The following is a 21146-nucleotide window of genomic DNA, read 5'->3' as shown; positions in this document are numbered from 1 at the left end:
CGCTTTGTCGCGTTTTATTCAACGAAGGGCGCTAAATTGTGCGGAATTTTAACCACCCCCCTTGCGTAATGTCAGTGCAAATGGCGATATAAGCCGCAAAAAAACCGAGGTCTCCGCCATGCCCCTCAGCACGCTCGTCCAACGCGCCAGCCAACCTTGCCCGACCCTCAGCGAACGCCAGGCCCGCGCCTTGCTCAACCAGCACTATGGGCTGGACGGTGGGTTGCAGGCGCTGGGCAGCCAGCAGGACCTGAACTTCCGGGTCGATAGCGGCCAGGGGCGCTTTGTGCTCAAGGTTTGCCACGGCGAATACTCGGCGCAGGAGCTGGAGGCCCAGCACGCGGCCCTGGGCTACCTGCGCGAGCGTGGCGTGCCGGTGCCCGGGGTGCGTGCTGCGGTGTCCGGCGAGCAGTTGTTGTCGCTGGATATCGACGGCCAGAAGGTGCGTGCCCGGTTGCTGGACTACATCGACGGCCAGACCCTCACCCGCCTCAAGCACATCGACCCGCGCCTGGTCGCAGAACTGGGCGCGCTGTGCGCCCGTGTCGGCCAGGCCCTGGCCGGTTTCAGCCACCCAGGGCTGGATCGCACCCTGCAATGGGATCCACGGCATGCCCAGGCTCTGGTCGGTCACCTGTTGCCGGTACTGGCCGAGGGGCCGCGCAAGGCGCGCCTGCAGGCCGCGTCGGCCCGGGCGCACGAGGTGCTGGCGCAGGTCCGGGACGACTTGCCGGCGCAGGCCGTGCACCTGGATATCACCGACGACAATGTAGTCTGGCAGCGTGATGCCGAGCGGCAGTGGCAACTGCAAGGCGTGATCGACTTCGGCGATCTGCTGCATACCTGGCGAATCGCCGACCTGTCGGTGACCTGCGCGGCGCTGCTGCATCATGCCGAGGGCGACCCGCTGCGCATCCTTCCAGCGGTGGCCGCCTATCACGCCATCAACCCGTTGACCGAGGCCGAGCTCAAGGCGCTTTGGCCGCTGGTGGTCGCCCGTGCCGCCGTGCTGGTACTGAGCAGCGAGCAGCAACTGGGCGTGGAGCCGGGCAATGCTTATATCCGCGACAACCTGGCCCATGAGTGGGAAATCTTCGATGTCGCCGACAGCGTACCCTTCGAGCTGATGGAGGCGGCGATCCTGCAGAGCGTGGGCCTGGAGCCGGTGGGGCTCGACCTGGAAGGCTGCACGCCGCTGCTGCCTGGCCTGGTCGGCCAGGCGGTGACTCGCCTCGACCTTGGCGTGCTCAGCGAGCACTACAGCGCCGGCAACTGGGAAACACCGGGTATCGACCGGCAACTGCTGCTGCAACAGCCGGCACCGGCCTCGTCGTTGTATGGCCAGTACCGCTTGTCCCGCACCCATATCGACGACCCGCGCGAGCCGGAAACCTTCGCCTTGCAGGTGGAGTTGCTCCTGGAGCCGGGTGCCGAGGTGCGGGCCCCGTTCGCCGGGACCTGGCAGGTCGGCGGGCCGAATGCCGGCTGCCTGCAAGGCGCGCAGGCCGGCTTGTGGCTGTGGGGCTGTGGCAATGGGCTGAGCGATGGGCAGGTGGTCGAAGCCGGCCAGCCGCTGGGCCAGGTCGAAGGTACGCTCACCGTGCAGCTGTGCCGGGTTCCCGGCCTGCGTCCGCCGGCGTTTGTCGTGCCGTCCCGGGCCAGCGCCTGGCGGGCTGTCTGCCCCTCGCCGGCGGCGCTGCTCGGCTTCGATTGCGATGCCCCGTCGCCTGGCGATCCGCAGGCCCTGCTGGCGCGCCGCGACGCCAGCTTCGCCCGCTCGCAGAAGCATTATTACCAGCAGCCACCGCAGATCGAGCGCGGCTGGCGCAACTACCTGATCGACCTGCAGGGCCGGTCTTACCTGGACATGCTCAATAACGTCGCGGTACTTGGCCACGGGCATCCGCGCATGGTCAGCGAGGCGGCCCGGCAATGGTCGCTGCTCAATACCAACTCGCGCTTCCACTACGCAGCCATCGCCGAGTTCTCCGAACGCCTGCTGGCCCTGGCGCCCAAGGGCATGGACCGGGTGTTCCTGGTCAACAGCGGCACCGAAGCCAACGACCTGGCGATCCGCCTGGCCTGGGCCGCCAGCGGCGGGCGCGACATGCTCAGCGTGCTCGAGGCGTACCACGGCTGGTCGGTGGCTACCGATGCCATCTCGACGTCCATCGCCGACAACCCGCAGGCCCTCACCACCCGGCCGCAGTGGGTGCACCCGGTCACCGCGCCGAACACCTACCGTGGCAAGTACCGAGGCAGCGACAGCACCGCCGACTATGTGCGCGACGTCGAGGCGACCCTGGCCGAAGTGGACGCCACCGGCCGCCAGCTGGCCGGCTTCATCTGCGAGCCGGTGTATGGCAATGCGGGCGGGATCGCGCTGCCGCCGGGCTACCTGCAACAGGTCTACGCCCGGGTGCGCGAGCGTGGCGGGGTATGCATCGCCGACGAAGTGCAGGTCGGCTACGGGCGCATGGGCGAGTATTTCTGGGGCTTCGAGGAGCAGGGCGTGGTGCCGGACATCATCACCATGGCCAAGGGCATGGGCAACGGTCATCCGCTGGGTGCGGTGATCACCACCCGGGCCATCGCCGAAGCACTGGAAGCCGAGGGCTACTTCTTCTCCTCCGCCGGCGGCAGCCCGGTGAGCTGCCGCATCGGCATGGCAGTGCTGGATGTGATGGCCGAGGAGGGGCTGTGGGAAAACGCCCGTGACGTGGGCGGATACTTCAAGGCGCGGCTGCAGCAACTGGTCGATGAATATCCGCTGGCTGGCGCAGTGCATGGTTCCGGTTTCTATCTCGGCCTGGAACTGGTACGCAGCCGCGACACCCTGGAACCGGCTACCGAGGAGACCATGACCCTATGCAATCGCCTGCGTGACCTGGGGATCTTCATGCAGCCCACGGGGGATTACCTGAATATCCTCAAGATCAAGCCGCCGATGTGCACCACTCGTCAAAGCGTCGACTTCTTCGTGGACAGCATTGCCCGGGTGTTGTCAGAAGACCTCTAGAGCGTGAATCGCAGCCGATTAAGCCGATTCTTATCGGTTTAACCGGCTTTTTTATGTGTGTTGATTTTGTTTCATGGCTTTCATTATCGATATTTATCGGATATAAATTCGCTCACTCGATCATCCACCCAGGTGCGCCCCATGAAGACCTTGACCTCTACCCCCCGTGACGATGGCTTCCATATGCCTGCCGAATGGGCACCGCAAACCCAGGTCTGGATGATCTGGCCCGAGCGTCCGGATAACTGGCGCCTGGGCGGCAAGCCGGCCCAGGCTGCCCACACTGCCGTGGCCAAGGCCATCGCCCGCTTCGAGCCGGTGACCGTCGGCGTGTCCGCTGCGCAGTACGAGAATGCCGTGTCGCGCCTGGGCGACGAGCCGAATATTCGTGTGGTCGAACTGAGCAACGACGACGCCTGGGTGCGTGACACCGGCCCCACCTTCGTTATCAACGACAGCGGCGAAGTGCGTGGCGTGGACTGGGGCTTCAACGCCTGGGGCGGCTTCAACGGCGGCCTCTATGCGCCCTGGAACCGCGACGAGCAGGTCGCCGGCAAGATCATGGGGCTGGAGCGCACCGCGCGGTATGTCACCGAGGGCTTCGTGCTCGAAGGCGGCTCGATCCACGTCGATGGCGAAGGCACCTTGATCACTACCGAGGAATGCCTGCTCAATGCCAACCGCAACCCGCACCTGAACCGCGAGCAGATCGAAACCATCCTGCGCGACAACCTCGCGGTGGACACCATCGTCTGGCTGCCGGACGGTCTGTACAACGATGAAACCGACGGCCACGTCGATAACTTCTGCTGTTACGTCAGCCCGGGCGAAGTGTTACTGGCCTGGACCGATGATTCCAATGACCCCAACTACAGCCGTTGCCGTGCGGCCATGGCGGTGCTGGAAAGCCAGCGCGATGCCAAGGGGCGTTCGTTCGTGGTGCACAAGATGCCTATTCCGGGGCCGATGTACGCCACCCAGGACGAGTGCGATGGCGTAGACATGGTTGCGGGTAGCCAGGAGCGCAGCCCGTCCTCGCGGCTGGCCGGTTCCTACGTGAACTTCCTGATAGTCAATGGCGGCATCATTGCCCCGAGTTTCGACGACCCGGCCGATGCCGAGGCCCGGACGATCCTGGCGCGCCTGTTCCCGGAACACGAGGTCGTCATGGTGCCTGGCCGTGAGCTGCTGCTGGGCGGTGGCAACATCCACTGCCTGACCCAGCAACAGCCGGCACCGGCACGTCGCTGATTCGACGTTAGAAAAAACCCGTCTTACGACGGGTTTTTTTATGCCTGGGCGACAGGCGGCTTTAGTGCGTGGCATAGCTTTTGTATTAATTCAAAAGCTGGAAAGCGGTAACAAGATGGACGGCCCGTGGTGTCCCACGGATTTGTCATAAATCTTGAGTAGTTTGCTCAACTCACGCTCTGGGGAGTACGTGTGAAATGAATACTGCACGTGAGTTGGCTTCGCACCCGACAGTCATGAACCATGAAGCGCTCCAGGTACTTGCGCAGTGGTTGAAACACAATGGACCAATCCGGGTCAGGAAGACCGATCCACGGCGGCTGCTGGCGGAGCGTTATCCCGCCGGCCTGATCAGCGAAGCGGAGCTCGATGCGCTGGCGGGTATCTGGCACGGCTGAAGGGCGCGGTTTGCAGCAGGAAGAAAGGGCGATGCCGGGGAGGCATCGCCCTTTTTCATGGGCGTCCTGAGCCAATCCGCAACGGCGATTTCTGACGGACCCTGTGGCGAATTCCACGTCTGTTATCACGGAAATTCCGAGAAAAACGGCGGAAAACATGAATTTTGTCATCAGCTCTTCACGAACTTTTGACATGGCATTCCGCCCGCGGCTAGGATTCGGCCCCTGCGCCTGCAGGCCGTTCGGCCAAGACACTAATAATAAAAGGCCCGCTGCGATCACTCGCATGCGGGCCTTTCATTTTCAGTCCGTGAGCGTCAACCCACGCAGGGGGCGTGGTTCTGGCGTTTGGCTGCAGTGCGTACCAAATCACGTAATAAGGAAAACAAGATGTTGAAAACCCGGATCAGTCTGCTCGCACTGGGGCTCATGGCCGCTACCCAAGCAATGGCCAACGATCAGGAAGCTTCCAAGGGCTTCGTCGAAGACAGCAGCGCTACCCTGCTGCTGCGCAATGCCTACATGAACCGTGACAAGAAGCACGGCAGCCCTGACCAAATGCAGTGGGGCCAAGGCTTCATCGGCAAGTTCTCCTCCGGCTTCACCCAGGGCACCGTCGGCGTTGGCGTTGATGCCTTCGGCCTGTACGCCGTGCGCCTGGACGGCGGTAGCGGTCACAACAGCGGCGGCGGTATCGACTTCTTCAAGCGTGGCGACAGCGGCAACGCCCAGCACGACATCGCCCGTGGCGGCGCAGCGGTCAAGTTCCGCGTGTCCAACACCGTGCTGAAGTACGGCGACCAGATGCCATCGCTGCCGGTCCTGCAATACGACGATGCCCGTCTGCTGCCAGAGAGCTACACCGGTACCTCGATCAACTCCAAGGAAATCGAAGGCCTGGAGCTGAACGCCGGTCGCTATACCCGCGAAGCGCGCAAGTCCACCGAGCAGCGTGACAGCGGCCTGAAGTCGATCAACGTGTTCGGCGGTAGCTACAAGTTCCTGCCGAACCTGACCGCCTCGCTGTACACCTCCGATGTCGAAGACGTGCTGAAGAAGCACTACCTGGGCCTGAACTACGTTCACGCCATCGCCAAGGACCAGTCGCTGACTCTGGACTTCAACGGCTACAAGTCTGACATCGACAAGAAGTACGTGCAGAAGGCCGGCCTGACCGGTGACGACAACACCATCTGGAGCCTGGCGGCCACCTACGCCTTCGGCCCTCACTCGGTGACCCTGGCGCACCAGCGCAGCACCGGCAGCACCGGCTACCAGTACGGCTGGTACCAGAATGACTATGGCGTGGGTGACGGTGGCTCGACCATCTACCTGGCCAACTCCTACTGGTCCGACTTCAACGCCGAAGACGAGCGTTCCTGGCAGATCGCCTACGGCTTCGACTTCAGCGCCGTCGGCGTACCGGGCCTGACCTACAACATCGCCTACGTGCGTGGTGACAACATCAACACCCACGGCTTCGGCGAAGGCACCGAGCGCGAGATCTTCAACCAGGTCAAATACGTAGTACAGGAAGGCCCTGCCAAGGACCTGAGCGTGAAACTGCGTGGTTCGTGGGTACGTACCTCCGACAGCCTGCGTGACTACGGTAAGTACATGGAAGACGGCAACGAAGTCCGTATCTTCGTCGAGTACCCGATCAGCATCTTCTGATTCTGATTTTTGGGTAGGAAAGGGGCCGCTGATGCGGCCCCTTTTTTATTTCTGATTCGACGCAATACCTGTAGGAGCTGGCTTGCCTGCGATGGACCGCACAGCGGTCCCCAAACCATCCAGCACGAGTTCAGCGCCATATCCGGTCTCGGATTCGATGTACCGGATATCGCATCAATCCAGAATATCCGGTGTGGCAGATTTTGGGACCGCTGCGCGGTCCATCGCAGGCAAGCCAGCTCCCACAGGGCCTCACCGACCGCAGCGGTTACGTCCTTCTACCCCCGCCGCCCCCGGTACTCACTCGGCGACACCCCGAACGCACTCTTGAACGCCCGGGAAAAGTGACTCAGGTCCTTGAATCCCCAGCTCAGCGCGATATGGGTGATCTTCACCTCGCTCTGCAGGATCGCCTGCGCGCAGCGGCTCAGCCGCCGTTCGAGGATGTAGCGGCCGACGCTGGTCTCGTGCTGGGCGAATAGCCGGTGCAGATTGCGCACCGAGGTTCCCGCCGCCGTGGCGATGCGTTCCGGGCTGAGGCTTTCATCGGCCAGATGCCGTTCGATCACGGCCTTGGCCTTGGTCATCAATGCCGGTGGCGGTGCAATGAGCGGCGCGTCCTGGCGCGGCGCCAGCACCGGACGCAGCAGGGCTAGGATGGCGTCCAGCACCGCTTCCGCCTCGGTGCTGGCCAGGTCGCGGTTGTCCATCAGTTGGCTCATCAGCATCGCGCTCATGCCACCGATTGCCGACCTGGCGTCGATGCGCTGGTTCAGGCGCAGGCGTGGTTCCCTGAAGCGCTGCAATACCTCGGCGCGCGGCAGGATCACCGAGACCTGGTCGCTCAGCCCGCGAAAGTAGAAGTCGCTGGGGCGCGCCACGTCCAGCAGCACCAGGTCGCCACGGCCCAGGCGGGTTTCCTGGTCGCAGTGACGGATCAGTGCTTCGCCGCTCAGTTGCATCACCAGGTAGAAGAAGTCCTTGTCGTCGCCGCGGATATCCCGCAGTGAGCGGTGCACGTGGGAGCAGTTGCTGGTGATGCGCGCACCTTCGATGTGGCTGCGCTGGCTGTCCAGCGCTGTCACCGCACCGCGGAAGCGGTTGATGGGGGCCGCGGGCGGTTCGACGTGAAAGGTCCCGCAGCTGCTGGCAAGATCACCGTGCCAGACCTCGAAACCCTCGCGCCCCTGGAACAGATTGGCGTGCTGCAGATTCATGCTTCACCTCGGGCCGGCTGGAACCGGTGTTTTTCTTGTGGTGCGCCGTCCGGGCTGGCGCCGAAGCTTTTTCACATTTACTAACATGTTAATTGTTTTGGCAAGCCGGCTGCCGCGCGCCACGACCGCTGGCACGGCAAGCCAAGCGTCTGGCGCTGTGAGCAGTGGTGGCAACGCGGCGAAGGGCCTTTAATCGGGGCTCATCTTCCGTCACTGCGTAATCGGTCATGAATAACAACAACAGCCAGCATTTGCAGCAAACCTTGCGCTGGACCGACGCCTTCGCCCTGTCGATGGCGGTGTCCGGCTCCATTTTCGCGTCCTTCGGCTTCGCCCTCGGCGTTCTTGGCCCGCTGGGCGCCCTGGCGCTGTGGGTCGGTTCGGCAGCCATCGGCGCCTGCCAGAACTGGATCTTCCTTGAAGTCACGGCGATGTTCCCGGACAAACCCGGCGGCATCGCCATGATCGCCACCGAAGGCTGGCGCCGGCGCTGCACCCTGGTCGGCCCGCTGGCCTCTTTCGGCTACTGGCTGGGCTGGTCGGCGGTGCTGTCGATCGTCAGCGTCAGTGCCGGTGCGCTGATCCAGGCGCAGTGGTTCGCCAGCCAGACCTGGAGCTACAGCTTCGGCCCGCTCAGTGTCGGCCTGGCGCAACTGATCGGTGCCGGCCTGCTGCTGGTGTTCTGGCAGTTCAACCGCCTCGGCGTACATATGGCGGCGTCGGTGTCCAGGTACATGGGCGCGCTGTTGCTGGTGCCGATCCTGGTGCTGGCGGTGTCGCCGGTATTCGGCGACGGCTGGAGCTTCGAGCGTTTCCGCCACGCGCTGGACGAGCCGCTGATGCTGGACTGGGGTTTCTGGCGCACTGCGCTGGTCTGGCTGTTCCTGGTCAGCTGGAGCGCCTACGGCACCGAGATGTGCGCGGCCTTCGGCCCCGAGTATCGCAGCCAGCGCGATATGCGCCTGGCCCTGCTGACCTCCGGCACCTATACCGTGCTGGTGTTCGCCGCCGTCGCTTTCGGCCTCGGCGGGCTGGTGGACCGGGAAACCGCCCTGGCCAACCCCAGCGGTTTCTACATCGATGCCTTCAATGCCGTGGTCGGCAGCGGCTTCAGCGACTTCTTCATCGTCGCCCTGCTGGTCGGCTTGTTCATGGGCCTCAATGCGGCCCTGGCCGACGGCTCCCGCGCCCTCTACGGCATGGCCCTGGAAGGCCTGACCATCCGTCAGCTCGGTACCCTCAACAAGCACCAGGTGCCGGGGCGCTGCATGAGCGTGGCGGTGGTGCTCAATCTGGCGATGATCTTCCTGCTGTCGTCACCGCTGGCCATGCTGGTCACGGCCAATATCGGCTACCTGGTGGCGATCTTCTTTGCGCTTTCCGGCTTCATCCTGCTGCGCCACGACGCTCCGGACCTGCCGCGACCCGTGCGCCTGGGCCGTGGCTGGATCCCGCTGGCCTGGGTGCTCAGCCTGTTCACCGGCGTCGTGGTGGTGGTCGGCACCGCCTCCGCCGAGTTGGCCGGCTATGGCGGGCTCAAGGAAGTGGCCACCGGCATCGGTGTGCTGCTGCTCTCGCTGGTGCTCTACGCCATTCGCCGCCTGCAGGATCGCCAGGCCGGCCAGGGTGCGATGTCCCGATAACCCTTTGCTGCATGACAAGAACAAGGTGAACCCATGCTGTCCGTCGAAACTCCTACCACCTACTACACCGCAACCCGCAAATATGACCTGAAGTTTCCCGATCTGGAGGAGGATCTGGACGCCGAAGTCGTAGTGATCGGCGGCGGCTTTTCCGGGATCAACACCGCCCTGGAACTGGCCGAGCGGGGTGTCACCGATGTCGTCGTGCTAGAGGCGCGTTACCTGGGCTTCGGCGGCTCGGGGCGCAACGGCGGACACATCATGGCCGGCATCGGCCACGATCTGGAGAAGATCCGCAAGAGCGTCGGCGACGAGGGCTTGCAGGCGGTGTTCGAGATCAGCGACCTGGGGTCGAGCATTATCCAGTCACGCATTGCCAAGTACGGCATCGACGCCGACTTCCGTCACGGCTACGGCTATCTCGGCTTCAACAAGCGTCAGGGGAAGCTGTTGCAAGCCTGGGAAAAGGAGTTCAAGCAACTCAGCCCCAACCATGACATTGCCTACCTGGAAGGCAGCGAAGTGCGCAGCATCGTCGGCTCGGACGCCTACACCTGTGCCCTGAAGCACATGGGCAACGGCCACCTGCATTCGCTGAACATGCTGCTGGGCTCGGCCAAGGCGCTGGTGGGGCTGGGCGGACGGATCTACGAGAACACCCCGGTGCTTGAGGTCACCTACGGCGACAGCATCCATATCCGTACGGCCAAGGGGTCGGTTCGGGCAAGGAAGATCCTCTGGTCCTGCGGCGCCTTCCTCGATCGCCTGGAGCCGGAGCTGCACAAAAGCATGATCAACACCTATGCCTTCCAGTTGGTCACCGAGCCGCTGCCGGAGGCACTGATCCAGCAGATCAGCCCGATCCGCGGGGCGTTCAGCGATATCCGGCCGGTCATCGAGTATTACCGGGTAACCAACGAGAACCGCCTGCTGTTCGGCTCGGCCACGCGGTTGCTGGAGTACATCCCCAACGACCTCAAGGAGTGGAACCGACAGTTGATGCTCAAGGTGTTCCCCTACCTGGAACCGGTCCGCATCGACCTGGCCTGGGGCGGGCCGATGGAGTGCACGGCCAACCTGTTTCCGCAGATCGGCACCCTGCCCGGACGCCCCAACGCCTACTTCGTCCAGGGCTACTCGGGCTTCGGCGTGACCCCGAGCCATGTCATCAGCCAGGTGGTGGCAGACGGCATGACCAGCGGCTCGCGGCATTGGGACGTGATGCGTGCGATCCCGCGTACGCGCATTCCCGGCAAGGACAGCCTGCGCAACCTGATCTGCACCTTTGGCAAGGTCAGCCACCAGCTCGCCGGCTACCGCAACGGCCGTCGCTGACCGCCGACGTTTTCTTCCGACCGCTCCCACAAGGGAGCCCCCACTTCGACCGAGAGGATTCGAATATGCCTGCTGTCGCCTTGAGAAATGCCCTGCAAGCCCGTCTCGACCTGCTGCAACACCTGTGGGAACGCCGCGACGGCAATGCCATCGTCCGCGAGCTGTACACGGAGCACACCGAAATCACCGGCGCCGGCAGCGACGCGCTGTACCACGGTACCGCGCAACTGGAAGAACTGCTGGCTGCGCTGGTCAATGACTCGCGTGGTGCCTCGATCCGTATCGACCGTGTCACCGGGCTGGGCGAAAGCGCCGCCTACACCTGGGTGACCTGGCGCGTGCTGCCGCTGGAAGGCGAGGCGTTTTCGATGAAGAGCCTGTTCGTCTGGCGCCTGGTCGAGGGCGAGTGGCGTGTGGTCGCCGACATGTACGCCGAAGGCGAAATTCCTGCCTGACCTTTCCTGGGGGCTGACGATGCGCAAACAACAACTACAAGCATCCCTGCCGCTGCTGCTGGCGCTGTCGCCCATGGCGGGTGCGGTGACACTGTACGAGGACGCCGATACCGAACTGTCCGCCAAGGTGCAGGGCGCTGTCGGGGTTTTCCACAGCCGGGAAAGTTATGCACAAACCGGTGTGCGCGAGGCCGGCAGTGTCGATTGGCAGGAGGCCACGCTGCAATACGGGCTTGAATTCAAGCGACGGGGGATCGCCACGGGCGAGGTCTTCGGTGGGCTCGACTGGGTCAGCAGTGCCAGCTTCGGCGACGGCGATGCGGCGGGCTGGACGGTGGGTGACGAGCGCACCACCAAGATCGAGAACGCCTACCTCGGGTGGCGCGGCGAGTCGCTGGAGGTGTCCGGGGGCCGGCAGAACGTGGTGGTCGGGGACGGCTTCCTGATTTCCGGCGACGCGCTGAACATTGGCAAGGGCCTGCTGGATGGCGAAACCAATCGCGGCGGCGCCTACTACCTGACCGGGCGCAAGGCCTTCGACCAGACGGCCATCCTGCGCTGGGGCGGGCAGCAGGGCTGGCGCGGCGACCTGATGTGGCTCAAGTCCGACAACCCGGCCCAGGCCAGCCCCGAGTTATCCGTGGCAACCCTGGAGCATGTGGCCGAGGCCGGCACCGTCGGGCTCACCGCGATCAAGGTCAGCGATACCGACCAGCAACTGGCCGACATTCTCTATCCCGAGCGCAAGGGCATGAAGCTGTACAGCGTTCGCGCACAGGGCAATGTCGGGGTCAGCGAGCTGTTCCTGGCCGGGGAGCATGCCTGGGAGCGTAAATCCGGCAGCCAGGAAAGCGCCTGGTACCTGGAAGCGGGCTGGACCTTCTCGCAACTGCCCGGCAAGCCTGCCGTCAACTACCGCTACAGCCGCTTCTCGGAGGGCTACGACCCGCTGTTCTACGGCAACGGCCGGGCGCTGGGGACCTGGTTCCAGGGCGAGGTCGCGTCCAACTATGCCGGGCCGTTCAACAGCAACACCCGGGTGCACCACCTTGGCGTGAAGGCATCGGTCAGCGACAGCGTGAAGATCGGCGCGCTGTTCTACGACTTCGACACGATCGACCGCAGCCTGGGCAATCGAGATGCGCAGGAGCTGGATGTGTATGCCGAATGGGCGATCGACGAGCATTGGAGCGTGTTGCCGTTGGTGGGGTATTACAAGCCGACGCCCAGTGCCGAGGCGGGGGGGAGTCAGCTGGGGACGGCAGGTGGGAACCTATACGGACAGTTGTTGCTGGTTTTCGGGTTCTGAGTCCAGCCTTTGAGACCGACAAGCCAGCGCCTACAAGTTCGTGTACCCGGTTGATCAGCCTTCCCCGGCTATCCGATAGCGTGTGCTCCGACCTCCGCCCGGCAGTTTCTCCAGCACACCCTTTTCCAGCAGATCTACCAGATGCCGGGTCGCGGTGGCCTTGCTCACCTTGGCCACCGCCTGGTACTGCGCCGCGTTGATCCCGGCTTCGAAGCCCCTGGCGCCACCGTCCAGAAGCCGGTTGATCACCTTCAACTGTTCGGCGGACAGCGGCGTTGCGCGGTGCGCCTGCCAGAATCTGGTTTTGTGCAGTACCCGATCGATGGTGCCCAGCGCCTGGCCTATCGAATCCAGGAGGATCTGCAGAAACCACACCAGCCACTTGCTGATATCCAGCGTGCCCTTCTGGGTTTGCTCGAGGATGCGGTAGTAGCCTGGGCGGTGTTCGAGAATGCTCGCCGACATGGCGTAGAAGCGGATCGCCTGCTGGTCACCGTGGGCTAGCGCCAGGTCGGTAAGTGCTCGCGTCAGGCGGCCATTGCCGTCGTCGAAGGGATGCAGGGTGACGAACCACAGGTGGGCGATGCCGGCGCGCAGCAGCGGGTCGAGGGTGTTCGAGTCGGTGTTGAACCAGTCGATGAAGGTTGCCAGTTGCTCCTCGAGACCGAAGCGCGGTGGTGCCTCGAAATGCACGGTGGGGCGGTCCAGGCGGCCTGAGACAACCTGCATGGGCTCGTCGCCGCGCAGGCTGCCGATGTGCATAGGGCGGTGTGCCAGAGGATTCCCGGGGTTCGGGAAAAGCAATTCGTGCCAATTCAGCAAGCGCTCCAGCGTCAAGGGCTGATCGGCATGGTCGATGGCGTCGAGCATGAGTTCCGCCAGGCCCTCGCTGCGGGCGGTGGTCGGCCCGGGCTCGTCTACACCGAGGCGTCGCGCAAGAGAGGAGCGCACCGAACCAGCGTTGAGGGCTTCACCTTCGATGGCGGAGGAGGTGAGGATGTTTTGCAGGAGGGCGTCGAGCATGCTCTGGCGGCTTTGCTCGTCGTCTACCGAGCCCATCTTGCCCAGGAGAAGGCCCTGGTGATAGACGCATTGGCGCAGCAGGTCGGTGAGTTGATCTGCTTGCCAGGTGAAGCCTGGCCATTGGGGGTGTTGCCAGATCCAGGTAGGGGCCATGTTTGCCTCTGAGCCGAATAGGAGGGCTAATCGGCTCATTTGGTGAGCCGAATAAGTAGTCTATTCGGCTCACAGAGGATGGCAAGTGCCGATGCGATCAGTGTGGGACGCCCTGCCTTTCAGGCTGCGCTGTCGCGCGAACAACAGTTCCAGGGCACGACGCATATCCTGTGGGAGCGGGTTTACCCGCGATTACGGTAGTGGGTTCACAATAGCAATCGCGGGTAAACCCGCTCCCACAGGGTATGCGTTGGCTGCCCTTGCCTGATCCCGGTATGAAATGTAGGCTTTCGCGGTCGCTGCGGTTAGGCGGCCCAGGTTTGGTCGCCTGGATTTTCACAGTAGTCGTGCAGATGCCTGACTTTCCCTTTGCTCGCGTTTTTCAACGCGGGCAATGCCGTGTTATGGCAGCTGTGCGTAGGAGGGCTTCGGCCCTGCCGGGTTCCTACTGTGTCCGGTCGACCAACCTGCGTACAGTTGCCACCCTATTGTTTGGTCGCAAGCGGGTGGCGAATCGAACCACAGTAGGGAGCTTCACCATGAACAAGATCGTTCCAGACCCACCCCACGCCATCTTCGGCAAAACCGCCATGGTCGCCTTCGGGCACTGCAAGGCCGGTCATACCCCGATGTTCACTGTCCGTGCGGAAATCGACACGGAAGACGCCCTGGTCCATGCATCCTTGTTGATGAAAGGGATCTACGACACCCTCCAGCAACTCACCGAATTCGCCGAAGACGTGCCCAAGAACGGGCTGCTCTTCTCGTCGCTGTACTCGGCGGAAATGGCCAAGGGCCTGGTGGATGCGGTGATCGACGGGATCGAAATGGGGCGGCTGAGGGTTAGCGCCTAGCCGCGCGATACGGGAAGGCTCACCCCTCGGTGGGCTTTTCTGAAGCTTCCTTGGCGGTCAGCTTTTCCAGGAAGCGCATCAGCAGGCTTTCTTCGGCCCGCAGGCCCTTGCGGGGCGCAGCCATGCGCAGGTTCGCCAGTTCGCCTGCGTGGAAGGCCTCGATCACCGCCGGGTGGATATAGCACTTGCGGCATACGGCCGGAGTATTGCGCAGTTCCGCCGCCACTTCCTTGATGATTGCCACCACATGCTTCTTCGCAGCACTTTCCGGCTGCCACTCCAACTCGCGCAACAGGGTCAGGGCCAGGGCGCTGCCGGCCCAGGTGCGGTAATGCTTGGCGGTGAACTCGGCACCGGTCAGCTCCTGCAAATAACGATTGATATCGCTCGACGTCACGCTATGGCGCTCGCCGTTGTCGTCCAGGTATTGGAACAGCTGCTGGCCGGGAAGCTCCAGGCAGCTCTTGATGATGCGCGCCAGGCGTCGGTCGTTGACGCTCACCTCATGCTCGATGCCGCTCTTGCCACGGAAATGGAAACGGATGGTACTGCCGCTCACCTCGACATGGCGGTTGCGCAGGGTGGTCAGGCCGTAGGAACGATTCTGCTCGGCATAGCGGGCGTTGCCGATGCGGATCAGGGTTTCGTCGAGCAGATGGATAACGGTCGCCATCACCTTCTCGCGGCTGTGCTCGGGGCGGGCCAGGTGGCGTTGCAGGGTAGCGCGCAGCTTGGGCAAGGCCTTGCCGAAGGCCAGCAGGCTGCCGTACTTGTCGGCATCGCGGATCTCGCGCCAGCGCGGGTGGTAGCGATACTGCTTGCGGCCCCGGGCATCGCGGCCGGTCGCCTGCAGATGGCCGTCGGGGTCGGGGCAGATCCAGACGTTGGTGTAGGCCGGCGGGATGGCCAGCGCGTTGATCCGGGCAATCTCCTCAGCCGCACGCACGCGCTCGCCGGCAGGGGTGAAGTAGGCGAACTTGCCACGGAACATGCGGCGGGTAAGGCCGGGGGTGGTGTCATCGACGTAGTGAAGGCCGGCGGGGAGGAGGGGGGATTCGCTCACTTTGGGGGCTCGCTTGCAGGTCCGGGACAATCGCGGTGTCGGTACTCAGTTAGCCCGGTTGGAGGGGGATTAAGTTCCGGGATTTTCTGGCGTTGAGTCAGGTGACATCTCGTGACGATTTGGCGGGTCTGGCAGATATGGCCTGACCTAGGCTATTCGGCAGGTTTTCAATAATGGAGCCGCACCCCAGCAACTGCCCCGAGGCGTCACTTTGAGAAAGTTTGCTTTTGTAAGCGCTGCTGCCGAGCGTGAGTACAAGGACCTCCCCGAAGACATACAGGACGAGTTCGGCAAGGATCTGCGGCGCATTCAGTATGGGCAGGACCCCGAGCTGCCGATCAAGTCCTTGGCCTCAGTAGGCGCAGGGGTAATTGAGCTAATCATCAATGGCAGCCCCGCACAACAGGTGCGTGTACGTTGCGAAGTACGCTGAAATGGTGGTTGTGCTGCATTCGTTCGTGAAGACCACGAACCGATCCGACCGTCATGCAATGCAGGTTGCTGAGGACCGGATGAAGGAACTCAAGCAGGAGCTCAGAAACATGGGCTTCAAGGTTTAGCTGTTCTGGGCTTGGGCGATGATGATTCGAGGGGAGGACCCCGCGTCATCAGGGCCGGTGAAGCTGGTTCGGAATCCGAGCTTGTCGAGCATGTCCATCATGGCGTCCAGCGTGAATTTCTCGATTTTGCCATTGGCCAGTTCGGATACACGAGACTGGGTCACGTTTAGCCTGGTTGCGGCCTCACTCTGCTTGAGGCCCATTTTTTTGATGCAGTCAGTGATGAAGATCGACAGGTCCATCTTCAAGGCCATTTTGCTGGCCGTTTTTTCGTCATGAGTGACGTGGAAAGGACTTTCGTGGAATTGAAGCGCCATTGGGCGGCCCACCTGAATTATCTAAAATTTAAGATAAAAGGTTATCCGCCAAGGAGCAGGTTGTCAAAGCGCTCTGGCGTTTGGGCTTCTTCAGGCTCTAGCATTGCTCAACGCCTGCACCCAGCACTGATCTGAGCAGCGAGGACATGGGAGGTTCTGGCCTGCTTGCAGCGTCGCCAACTCCCCGCAATGGAAGCAGGCATGCAAGCCGTCGTGCTTGGGCTGACGATGCACGGCCTTCAAGCTCGGCGGCAGAACAGGCAAGCCGGGGCGGGTTTCGTCCTTTTCGTAGAAATACAGGCTGACGCCGCCGTTGATCTCGACGATTCCCAGGCGCACCTGGCCCAGGTGTTCCACGCCGCCCTGGCGCAGTTCCATGAGGAATTCGTCGTGAGCGATATTGCCCTTGTTCAATGTCTCCAGTTCGAAGCGTCCGTCCCGGATCAGGATGAAAGGCTCGCCTTCCAACCAGCATTGCAGGCGGTGATAGCGACTCAACAGGCGGGTAGTGAGTCGGTAGGCGATGCCCATGGCGACGAACACCATCAGCACCGGCAGGATCGGCACGTCGTGATAGAAGGTCACATCGCCGGCGGCCGAGCCCAGGGTCAGGATTACCACCAGTTCGAATAGGGACAGCTGCTTCACGCCACGGCGGCCGGCGACCTTGAGGAAGATGAACACCACTGCGTAGGCCAGCAGGGTGCGGACCATTACTTCGCCGAGGAAGGGCAGGGGGTGGTCGTCGAGGAGCATGCGGGGCCAGTCGAAAGCGGTCATTTTTCTGGGCTGAGAGGCTGTGGATACTGAGTTAGCCCTGGGCGTGGTCGATTAGTTCAAGTGGAAGGGCCTAAGGGGTGGGCTGTCGAGTGGCAGACGCTGGCTATTCAGATAGGTGCAGGCACCGTGTTGCTGGATAGGTGCCCAGACAAGCAGGACTAATGCTTTTCCAGCTTGGAGTACCCGCTCGGTAAATTATGCTCATCGACGAAGTGTCGGGTTTGAAGCTCAAGAACCATGTTCATGACATGGCTTACCTTCTCTTCCAGTCCCCAGGTAGCCGCGAGCTTGTCATAAGGGTTGGTGGCTGCGGCTCTTTTCGAAACCTTGCGGCTGACATCCTGTGAGAGTTTGCTCCAGCGGGAAACGAAGTCCTTCATTCTGGAGGCTTGTTCAGGTGTCAGGCAGGGGAAGCGGCGTAGCCGGTCAACCAGATACATAAGCCGGCGTTTCCGGACTTGGGGCAGACCGGGCGTGTTCAGCCTTTTTTCGACGGACTCGCACATGGCATCGTTTTCATACCAAAACGCATAGGCGAACTGAGAGGCTGCATCTTTTGGAAGTCGCTCCAGCGAGCCCTTTGTCGCAGCGACCACGAGATGATGGAATTTGTCCCCCTTAGGGGCGCTTTCCATCATGGGTACTGCTGGCTTGGGGGGCTGGACCGAGGCTTTACCGGTGTCGGCGACGCATGCAGCGCGTTTGCCTTTGGCAGGGACAGGCCGGTCTTTCCCGTGAGGCTGTCTTGTTACCTTGGTCGCTTCAGCACGTTTCATCTCGCTCTCAGGCTCCGTCGAGAATGACCTTCAAATAACTGATCACCGTCGTCTTGTCGCAGGGGTAGTAGTCGATGGCTTCTCTGGCAAGCCTATCAAAGGTTTCGAGATCAAGCTTCAGGCTACGGATAAGTGTCAGGATGTCTTCCTGATCGCGATCGGTAAAGCGCCCCAGTTTGGAGATGGCCAGATCGTACGGGCTCGCGATGAACACCTGCATCGAAGAGCCTTCCTGACCGGGTAGGGGGATTGCGCGCTGGTCATAGTCCTCATGAAGGGGGCATAGTGAGTTATTGAAGCCTTGGTCGAAAACGACAGACAGATCCTGCCCATCGTCTTCGTAGTCCTCGGGTGCCTGGAACCGCGCTTTTACTTCCTCTCTGAGCAAACGCTCAGTGGCTTGTATTTCCGCATCCACGTCGGCACTGCCTCGGGCGTTCGTCAGTATGTGCAGCGCACAGCCGCCGAAGACGTAGATCTTCAGTGTGCCGGGGGCCATGCCTTCGACAAGGGGTACGGCTCGCTCGAAGAGACGTTGGATCGCCTGGGATAGAGGGGTTTGGAGGTGAAGCATGATCGTGGAGCCCTGCGACGGAGGTGCGTCGATTTTAGTCGACCAAGGGCTGGGTGGTTGTTGAAGGTTTGAGAGTAAAGATGTCTGGCGGGGCGTCGGAAACGATAAGTCCCCATTAGCGGGGCTTGCCACCTTGGTGCGGCCGCAGAAGTCGAATTTATAAACGAGAGATTGTTTTTGTTGAATAGGGGGAGGACAGAAATGGTGAACTCAGAAATGGGACTGATTTATTTCTCCGTCCTATTTCTCAGGAAATAAATCATTCCCCTTTTGTCGTGTCATATGGACCAGTGCCCTATAGTCGTCGATGATGTCCTGCCTACAATCATCCCCGTAGTCTTCATAGAAGCCTCTTTGGAATGGCTCTGTGCGAATCCCGAAGTATCTCTCGTGCCACCCTCCGGCTTGGGTGATGAGCACATGAGGGAGCGCTGCATCGAACTGGTCAGCAGTGATATCTAGGTTGTGCCCATCGAGCCTCAGCCAGATGTGCCGTTGCCTCAAATCTTCTTTTAACTCGCCAGTCACCACCTCGATGGTGATGCCCTCATGTTCTTCAGACAGAAACCACGCCAGCAGCAAACTCGCGAGCTCACAGCAAGCCGTGGGAAACCTGGAAAACAGGCCGAACGCAAACTCTTGCGGAGGGCGCTGCCGGAACGCGTTTGAGAACGTCATAGCTGAAAGCACAACGTCTTGCGCAAGGCTGGAAGGGTTCACCATCTGAGTCTTCTCAACAGCAAAAACAAAAAAGGCCCACCTTTCGGTGAGCCTTTTGAGTACTGCGTATGGCGCACCAGGAGTCGAAATTAGTCATAACTGTATGGTTTATATGAATTTTAGTTTTGAATTTAAATCCGCTATCTCTAAAAATATCCTTTTGCTCTCTCTCAGTCAGTCATTGGAGCGCTGCTAGATTTTCGATATGATCGCTACAATCCATTCCTGATTAGGGAGCGCAAAACTGGACCGAAAGCTAGAATTATTTAATATGTGAATTGGTTGGGCGCGACTATCCAGTGCAGGTCAACCGTCTTAGATGATAGATCGTGCAGGATTTTAACTATTTCTTATGATGAGTTGCATAGCTAATGCTCGGTGTCAATAATTACTACTTCGCAGGGTCGTATAACGGGCTAGTTAGAGCGCTAAAGTAATTCAAAGTTACCGTTCTCCAAGCCGAATGCTACAGTGGTGTTTTCGTTAGAGTAAATATTGACAAAGATATAGTTTCGGTCATTCTCATCTATGGAGCTGTAAAGCACGGGGGTGAAATTTTCAAAGCCAAAGTTCCAGCGTGGAAAAGATATCAAATTGCCGTAAAGGTCAGAGGTCCTATTGTATTGTTCAGTTACTGAAAGATAGAGATTTTCTCGCTGACACCATAGATCAATAGCAAGTGGAGTAGGGAGCTCATCTAGTCGAGAATTAAACAAAAGCGTGCCAGGTTCTAAACGTTCCGGCTGTGGCTTAGAGGCTAGCAGCAAAGAAAAATCTGCTATCTCGATGGAGTTATCAGTGGTAACTGGGCTGATTATAGAGACTTTGATGGGAAGGGTTTTCGATATCTCATTTAAAAGGTAAAGCGCTTTTATATTTCTTCTAAAAAAATATAATACGTTCTCGGGTTGATTCTGAATGCCCTTCGGAATTTTAAGTGTCGTATTTCCAATTTCGCACTCAACTGTAAATTTATAGCTGCTAGTCTGTTCTAGAAATTTATGAGCTTTTAAAAGTTTAGGCAAATGTTTGATGTCTAATAACTTCTTGCCAATCCAAGACGCTATCGTGCTACCAAACTCCATTGTTCCTTTTTCATTTTCTAGGTCGACTATGAAGTTGTACTGAAATAAACCGTTTAAGGCGCGGCCTGAATAGTCTTGAACTCGTTTGCCTCCCTTCAATAATGATTGAAAGGAGCCTAGGGAGAAAATCCCTTTGTCGGACTCCAGAAATAGTTCGCTTTCAATTTTGTGTTTTTTTGACTTGAGTATTATTACAGATTTAGGGTTTGTTTTTTTCAACTCTTGGAAGATGTCTATGCCAACGAAGTCAATGCCTTCTGACGGTATGACTATGTCCTCACCTGTGAGTCGGAGGTTTTCGAATTTTTCAAAAAGTAACGACCGAGTTTCGGCGCTAGGGATAATAGAAATACTTGGAACAAACCCTTCTTTAGCGGTTATGTCGTATCTCACTTTTCGATTTGTTGTTGTTATTTCAACTTCGTAATTTGGGTCAATTGATTTTAAATGGTCTTCATATCCCTCCAAAACGGCAGTCAAATCTAATTTTCCAGCACCACTGCCACAAAGAGCTAGCGTAGCTTCAATTATGCCTGCCCGAATTTCATTTTTTACTTCGAATGGTGCCATAAGAGCAACGCCGACCAATGTAGATGCGTAAGCTAAGTGATTGGCTTTCATCGTTTTAAGGCGATTGGCATCATGGAAGGTTTCTTCATTATCTATGAGCTTGGAGCAAGAGTAGCAAAGCCAAATTCCATTGTCATAATGCTTTCTTTGCTCTGTTGTTTGATTGGGATCATACCGTTTAGAGCCGGGACCAGAAGCCGCGCCACAAATGTGAGCAGCCACGCCGATACTGTTACGCTGATCTCCGGAGTGAGTAGGGCCTACAGTCATCACCCGGCATCTAGAACAAAGGTTTGCGGCAAGAGCTAGAAGTTTAATTTTGGTGGCTTCAGTAAAGTCGTCGCGAGAGTTCATGCTGGGATCATTAGTG

Annotated in this window: 18 protein-coding genes and 1 pseudogene; 10 read left to right on the top strand and 9 right to left on the bottom strand. The window is 60.1% G+C overall.

Going from position 1 to position 21146, the window contains the following annotated elements:
- Positions 1-118 precede the first annotated feature (118 nt).
- From ACPFMA_RS27180 to ACPFMA_RS27165, 4 genes are all read left to right on the top strand, one after another.
- Entirely contained in the window at positions 119-3019 is a 2901-nt protein-coding gene (locus ACPFMA_RS27180; RefSeq protein ID WP_425929317.1) for an aminotransferase, read from the top strand.
- 141 nt (positions 3020-3160) lie between these two features.
- Positions 3161-4270, top strand: coding sequence for an agmatine deiminase (gene aguA, locus ACPFMA_RS27175; RefSeq protein WP_279900327.1), 1110 nt, complete (start codon positions 3161-3163; stop codon positions 4268-4270).
- A 197-nt stretch (positions 4271-4467) separates the two neighbouring features.
- A complete protein-coding gene (locus ACPFMA_RS27170) occupies positions 4468-4668 on the top strand; it encodes a hypothetical protein (protein WP_037059064.1) in 201 nt (66 codons plus the stop codon).
- Positions 4669-5058: 390 nt separating this feature from the next.
- Positions 5059-6342, top strand: a complete 1284-nt coding sequence (locus tag ACPFMA_RS27165; RefSeq protein ID WP_425929314.1) for an OprD family porin — start codon at positions 5059-5061, stop codon at positions 6340-6342.
- A 278-nt stretch (positions 6343-6620) separates the two neighbouring features.
- Here the strand turns inward: ACPFMA_RS27165 and feaR are convergent, their stop codons facing one another.
- Entirely contained in the window at positions 6621-7559 is a 939-nt protein-coding gene (gene feaR, locus ACPFMA_RS27160; RefSeq protein ID WP_064303815.1) for a transcriptional regulator FeaR, read from the bottom strand.
- A gap of 227 nt (positions 7560-7786) precedes the next feature.
- Between feaR and ACPFMA_RS27155 the strand changes: the two genes are divergently transcribed.
- The 4 genes from ACPFMA_RS27155 to ACPFMA_RS27140 all read left to right on the top strand — a co-directional run bounded on the left by ACPFMA_RS27155 (position 7787) and on the right by ACPFMA_RS27140 (position 12301).
- Entirely contained in the window at positions 7787-9202 is a 1416-nt protein-coding gene (locus tag ACPFMA_RS27155; protein ID WP_420058798.1) for an APC family permease, read from the top strand.
- Positions 9203-9235: 33 nt separating this feature from the next.
- On the top strand, positions 9236-10537 hold the full coding sequence (locus tag ACPFMA_RS27150) for an NAD(P)/FAD-dependent oxidoreductase (RefSeq protein WP_425929311.1): 1302 nt from the start codon (positions 9236-9238) through the stop codon (positions 10535-10537).
- A 65-nt stretch (positions 10538-10602) separates the two neighbouring features.
- Complete coding sequence (locus ACPFMA_RS27145) at positions 10603-10992, top strand: nuclear transport factor 2 family protein (protein ID WP_064303818.1); 390 nt, start codon at positions 10603-10605, stop codon at positions 10990-10992.
- 19 nt (positions 10993-11011) lie between these two features.
- Entirely contained in the window at positions 11012-12301 is a 1290-nt protein-coding gene (locus ACPFMA_RS27140; protein ID WP_425929309.1) for a hypothetical protein, read from the top strand.
- 54 nt (positions 12302-12355) lie between these two features.
- On the opposite strand, the gene ACPFMA_RS27135 is transcribed toward ACPFMA_RS27140, so the two are convergent.
- Positions 12356-13477 (bottom strand): Fic family protein, encoded by a 1122-nt coding sequence (locus tag ACPFMA_RS27135; RefSeq protein WP_425929307.1) that lies wholly within the window; start codon positions 13475-13477, stop codon positions 12356-12358.
- 539 nt (positions 13478-14016) lie between these two features.
- Between ACPFMA_RS27135 and ACPFMA_RS27130 the strand changes: the two genes are divergently transcribed.
- Positions 14017-14331, top strand: a complete 315-nt coding sequence (locus ACPFMA_RS27130) for a DUF3077 domain-containing protein (RefSeq protein ID WP_009396051.1) — start codon at positions 14017-14019, stop codon at positions 14329-14331.
- A 19-nt stretch (positions 14332-14350) separates the two neighbouring features.
- Here ACPFMA_RS27130 and ACPFMA_RS27125 read toward each other — a convergent pair whose 3' ends face one another.
- On the bottom strand, positions 14351-15322 hold the full coding sequence (locus tag ACPFMA_RS27125) for a DNA topoisomerase IB (RefSeq protein WP_064303822.1): 972 nt from the start codon (positions 15320-15322) through the stop codon (positions 14351-14353).
- A gap of 283 nt (positions 15323-15605) precedes the next feature.
- On the opposite strand from ACPFMA_RS27125, the pseudogene ACPFMA_RS27120 reads away from it, so the two are divergent.
- Positions 15606-15954: pseudogene (locus tag ACPFMA_RS27120) on the top strand (type II toxin-antitoxin system RelE/ParE family toxin).
- Here ACPFMA_RS27120 and ACPFMA_RS27115 read toward each other — a convergent pair.
- The 6 genes from ACPFMA_RS27115 to ACPFMA_RS27090 form a co-directional block, all read right to left on the bottom strand.
- Positions 15951-16271 (bottom strand): helix-turn-helix domain-containing protein, encoded by a 321-nt coding sequence (locus ACPFMA_RS27115; protein ID WP_064302682.1) that lies wholly within the window; start codon positions 16269-16271, stop codon positions 15951-15953. The pseudogene ACPFMA_RS27120 and the gene ACPFMA_RS27115 overlap by 4 nt on opposite strands.
- A 90-nt stretch (positions 16272-16361) precedes the next feature.
- The gene (locus tag ACPFMA_RS27110) at positions 16362-17051 is read right to left on the bottom strand and encodes a DUF421 domain-containing protein (RefSeq protein ID WP_425929304.1); all 690 of its coding nucleotides are present in this window, start codon (positions 17049-17051) and stop codon (positions 16362-16364) included.
- A 158-nt stretch (positions 17052-17209) separates the two neighbouring features.
- Positions 17210-17827: a hypothetical protein gene (locus ACPFMA_RS27105; RefSeq protein WP_425929302.1), complete on the bottom strand. Its 618-nt coding sequence runs from the start codon at positions 17825-17827 to the stop codon at positions 17210-17212.
- 7 nt (positions 17828-17834) lie between these two features.
- On the bottom strand, positions 17835-18401 hold the full coding sequence (locus ACPFMA_RS27100; RefSeq protein ID WP_425929300.1) for a DUF6036 family nucleotidyltransferase: 567 nt from the start codon (positions 18399-18401) through the stop codon (positions 17835-17837).
- Positions 18402-18641: 240 nt separating this feature from the next.
- Positions 18642-19124, bottom strand: a complete 483-nt coding sequence (locus ACPFMA_RS27095) for a hypothetical protein (RefSeq protein ID WP_425929299.1) — start codon at positions 19122-19124, stop codon at positions 18642-18644.
- 425 nt (positions 19125-19549) lie between these two features.
- Positions 19550-21130, bottom strand: a complete 1581-nt coding sequence (locus ACPFMA_RS27090; protein ID WP_425929297.1) for a hypothetical protein — start codon at positions 21128-21130, stop codon at positions 19550-19552.
- Between the last annotated feature and the right edge of the window lie 16 nt (positions 21131-21146).

The organism is Pseudomonas sp. NyZ201 (genome assembly GCF_049860765.1).
Lineage (GTDB): Bacteria > Pseudomonadota > Gammaproteobacteria > Pseudomonadales > Pseudomonadaceae > Aquipseudomonas > Aquipseudomonas bharatica.
The sequence above is the reverse complement of the archived record's forward strand: the minus strand, read 5'-3'. Positions and strand labels throughout refer to the sequence as shown.